4 protein-coding genes and 1 pseudogene are annotated in these 4,132 nt (G+C 67.8%); 1 reads left to right on the top strand and 4 read right to left on the bottom strand.

Annotated elements, in window-relative coordinates; genetic code table 11:
• Together JWN21_RS10595 and argS are read right to left on the bottom strand one after the other, a co-directional pair.
• A pseudogene (locus tag JWN21_RS10595) lies at positions 1-347 on the bottom strand (SPOR domain-containing protein); the annotation flags it as partial.
• Positions 347-2,071, bottom strand: coding sequence for an arginine--tRNA ligase (gene argS, locus JWN21_RS10600; protein WP_299649539.1), 1,725 nt, complete (start codon positions 2,069-2,071; stop codon positions 347-349). The gene argS and the pseudogene JWN21_RS10595, both read right to left, overlap by 1 nt.
• Positions 2,072-2,260: 189 nt before the next feature.
• On the opposite strand from argS, the gene JWN21_RS10605 reads away from it, so the two are divergent.
• Complete coding sequence (locus JWN21_RS10605; RefSeq protein ID WP_299649542.1) at positions 2,261-2,542, top strand: hypothetical protein; 282 nt, start codon at positions 2,261-2,263, stop codon at positions 2,540-2,542.
• Positions 2,543-2,635: 93 nt separating this feature from the next.
• Here the strand turns inward: JWN21_RS10605 and JWN21_RS10610 are convergent, their stop codons facing one another.
• Positions 2,636-3,808 carry a deoxyguanosinetriphosphate triphosphohydrolase gene (locus JWN21_RS10610; protein WP_299649545.1) on the bottom strand — a complete coding sequence of 391 codons (1,173 nt, stop codon included), beginning with the start codon at positions 3,806-3,808 and terminating at the stop codon, positions 2,636-2,638.
• Positions 3,805-4,132, bottom strand: a 328-nt coding sequence (locus tag JWN21_RS10615) for an SPOR domain-containing protein (protein WP_299649548.1), incomplete at its 5' end; no start/stop codon positions are given. The genes JWN21_RS10610 and JWN21_RS10615, both read right to left, overlap by 4 nt.

Consider the following 4,132-nt stretch of genomic DNA (forward strand, 5'->3'; position numbering starts at 1 on the left):
CCGTCGACCGGTGCCTCTGGGACGGCCTTCAGATCGATCGCGCCACGGCCCTGCTTGCCGTCGCTGGTGGCCACCGCCGTGGCGCCTTCGCCTTCGACCTTGAGACCGCCGGGCTCGTCGGGCTTGATCTTATAGTCGCCCTCCTGGGCGGCAATCAGTTCGCCATCGGCGGCCGGTGAGCGGGATTGCAGCTGGTAAATGCCGAAGATGATCACCGCGAGCACCGCCAGGCCGAGCAGCACCAGGGCAATCACCCGCCCGGCGTTCGACCCCTCGGGCTCGTCGGGTTCGACCGTCTCCAGCCAGGGCAGCCGGTCCTCGTCCCGCAGCTCCACCGCATCCGCCATCAGTTCAACTCCGACACCGCTTCGACGCCCATTAGCGCAAGACCATTACGGATAATCTGTCCGACACCATCCGCCAAGGCGAGACGTGCACGGGTGGCGTCGTGGTCGTCGGGCTGCAGGAAACGCCGCGCCGGATCGTCGTTACCCGCGTTCCACTCGGCGTGAAAAGCGCCCGCCAAGTCATAGAGATAGAACGCTACCCGATGCGGTTCGCGCGCCGCTGCGGCAGTCTCCACCACGCGCGGAAATTGCGCGGCCAGCTTCGCCAGCACCAGCGGCTCGGTCCCGAGAAGGGACAGGTCGCCCGGACCGGTCGCGATCCCCGCCTCCTGCGCCCGGCGGTGCAGCGAGGCGATGCGGGCGTGCGCGTACTGAACGTAGAAGACGGGGTTGTCCTTGGACGCCTCGACCACCTTGGCGAAGTCGAAGTCCATCTGCGCATCCGCCCGCCGGGTCAGCATGGTAAACCGCACCACGTCCTTGCCGACCTCGCTCACCACGTCCGCAAGGGTCACGAAGTTACCGGATCGCTTGGACATCTTCACCGGCTCGCCGGCGCGCAGCAGCCGCACCATCTGCACCAGCTTGACGTCGAGCGGCTTCGCCCCGCCGGTCAGCGCCGCAACCGCCGCGACGATCCGCTTGACCGTTCCGGCATGATCCGCCCCCCAAATGTCGATCAGCTGATCCGCATCTTCCGCCTTTTGGAAATGATAAGCGAGATCCGCGCCGAAATAGGTCCAGCTGCCGTCCGACTTGCGGATCGGCCGATCCTGATCGTCGCCAAAGGCGGTGGAGCGGAACAGCGGCAGCTCGACCGGCTCCCAATCCTCCGGGGTCTCGCCCTTGGGCGGCGGCAACACGCCGTCATAGACTAGGTCCCGCGACCGCAGCTCGGCCTCCGCCGCAGCCGGCTTGCCGGCGGCCTGCAACGCGGCCTCCGACGAAAAGACGTCGTGATGGATGCCCAGCAGCGCCAGATCGGCGCGGATGAGCTCCATCATCGCCGCCACCGCGCGTTCGCGGAACAGCGGCAACCACTCACCGTCAGGCCGACCTATGAAACGATCTCCGAACTCGCCCGCAAGTGAATGACCGATCGGGACAAGATAGTCGCCGGGATACAGTCCCTCGGGGATCTCCACCGTCTCGCCGAGGGCCTCGCGGTACCGCAGATGCACCGACCGCGCGAGCACATCCACCTGACCACCCGCATCGTTGACATAATATTCCCGGATCACCCGCGCGCCGGCGAACTCCAGCAGGCTGGCAAGCGCATCGCCAACCACCGCGCCCCGGCAATGCCCCATGTGCATCGGTCCGGTCGGGTTGGCCGAGACATACTCGATGTTGACCGTCACGCCGGCGTAGTGCTCCGATTGGCCGTAAGCGGCGCCCGCCGTCGCGATCGCCGCCACCTCGTCGCGCCATGCCGCGTCGGTCAGCGTCAGGTTGATGAAACCAGGCCCCGCGACGGTCACGCCCGCGACCTCGTCCAGCTTCTCCAGTTCCGCCGCCAGGGCCGTCGCCAGCGTGCGCGGGTTGGTTCCCGCCGGCTTGGCCAACACCATAGCGGCGTTGGTCGCCAGATCGCCATGTGACGGGTCGCGCGGCGGCTCGACCGTGATGTTCCTACGGTCGAGCCCACCTTGCAGTGTGCCAAGGGCCGTCAGCTGATCGAGCGCGGCGTTGAGATGAGCGGTGAAACGTAGGTAAAGCGACATGGCGGGGCGCTTAGAGCAACCTCGTCGGAAAGGAAAAGGGATCGGACCCGAGTGCCGCGTGCGCGGCCCGCAATCGCGTTGGGTAGGTTTGCATTTGCAACCCATTCTTGCGGCCGTCATTCGGTGCTGCGGAAGTACCCGGAGACGGACCTGATCGGCTCGACGCACCAACCAGCGAGGGCTAAAATCATGACCAAGTTCATTGCCGCACTCACCATTGCCGCCGCCCTCCTTCCCGCCGGCGTCGCCGCGCGCGGGCCGGATCAGCGTTTCACCCGCGATGGCATGACCTATGTCTATTCGGTCAGCCCTGCGGCCGGCGGGCGTCAGGTCATCCAGGGCCGTCGACTGCCGGGCAACTCCTCGTTCCGCCTGGTCGTCAAGGGCAATCGCGTCGCCGGCACGTCCGGTGGTCAGCCGGTCTCGTTCCGCGTGCCCGTAGCCGCGCCGGCAGTCCTGGCGGCGCGCTAGCTCCCCTCCAACGACCGTAGGCCCGGCCGGAGACCCTGCCCACTTTGCTTCCAGCAAAGTGGCGGGGTCCTGCGTGCCGGTTGAGCCGGCATTTCAGAAGCCGTCTGGCAGGTCCACGGGTCCGACAATGCCCCGGTATCGCGCCACCGCAAACCGATCGGTCATGCCGGCGATGTAGTCCGCTATCCTACGGCTGCGCCACGGCTCGTCCGCCGGCACCGCGCACCATCCTTCTCCCATCAAGGCCGGCTCCGCGTGGAAGGCTTCGAACAGGCCCGCCACGACCGCGCGTGCCGCCTCCGCTGCGGCAAGCTGATAGGGATGGTGGTACAGGTTCGCGTACATGAACCGCTTCAGCACGCGCTCCTCCTCGCGCATGCCCGCCGTGAAACCGGCCAGCGCATGCGCCGTCGTGCGCACCGCCTCGACGCTGTCGATCCTTGCCGCGGCAATCCGGGTCCGCGTCTCGCCCAGCAGATCGTTGACCATGACGCCGATCTGGGCGCGGACCAGTTCGCGATGCAGCCGCTCCGCCGCCACGTCGGGATAGCGCGCGCGCACCGCCGCCCAGCCCCGCGCGACCAGCGGAATGTCCAGCAGCTGTTCCAGCGTCAGGAGGCCCGCGCGCAGTCCATCGTCGATGTCGTGATTGTCATAGGCGATGTCGTCGGCGATCGCCGCGACCTGCGCCTCCAGGGAAGGCTGGCCGTCCAATGCGAGCGGTTGTTCGGCATCGACCGCCAGCAGCGCCCATCCGGGGTGGCGCACCGGCCCGTTATGCTTGGCCAGCCCCTCCAGACACTCCCAGGTGAGGTTGAGACCATCCCAGAGCGGGTAGGACCGCTCGATCGTCGTCAGCACGCGCAGCGTATGGCCGTTGTGGTCGAACCCGCCCGCCGCCGCGCCTTGCGGGCCCAGCGCGGCCCGCAAGGCATCTTCGCCCGCGTGGCCGAACGGTGGATGGCCGATGTCATGCGCCAGGCAGATCGCCTCCGTCAGGTCCTCGTTCAGCCCTAAAGCACGCGCGATCGTTCGACCGATCTGCGCCACCTCCAGGCTGTGGGTCAGGCGGACGCGGAAGTGATCGCCGTCCGGCGCCATGAACACCTGCGTCTTGTGACGCAGGCGACGAAAGCTGATCGAGTGGATGATGCGGTCGCGGTCGCGCTGAAAGGCGTCGCGTGGCCCTCGCTGTGTGTCCGTCACCTCGGCATGCCGACGGCCCCGGCTCCGCGCCGGATTTGCCGCATAAGGGGCGACGGTCACTTCGTCGCCAGCTTGGTGATCTTCTGCCCCGCCTCGCTGGTGAAGGTGAATGCGGACACCCCCGCCCTGGCAAGCTGATTGACGTGCGCGCGCGCTTCCGCCTCGGTCTTGAACGGTCCGCTCAGCACCCGGTTGGTGGAGCGCAGCGGGGTGGTCCAGCCGTCGCGGCCGGCCAGCGCGGACGCCTTGGCCTGCGCCGCGCGCCAGGCTTGGCGCAACCCCGCCTCGTTCGCGCCGCCCGCCACCTGAACCCAGATCCGAGACGGTTCGCCGCGCGCGAGCTTCTTCTCGGCGGCCACCTGCTTGTCGGCGAGCGCCTTTTTC

Source organism: Sphingomonas bacterium (assembly GCF_028292945.1).
Lineage (GTDB): Bacteria > Pseudomonadota > Alphaproteobacteria > Sphingomonadales > Sphingomonadaceae > Sphingomonas.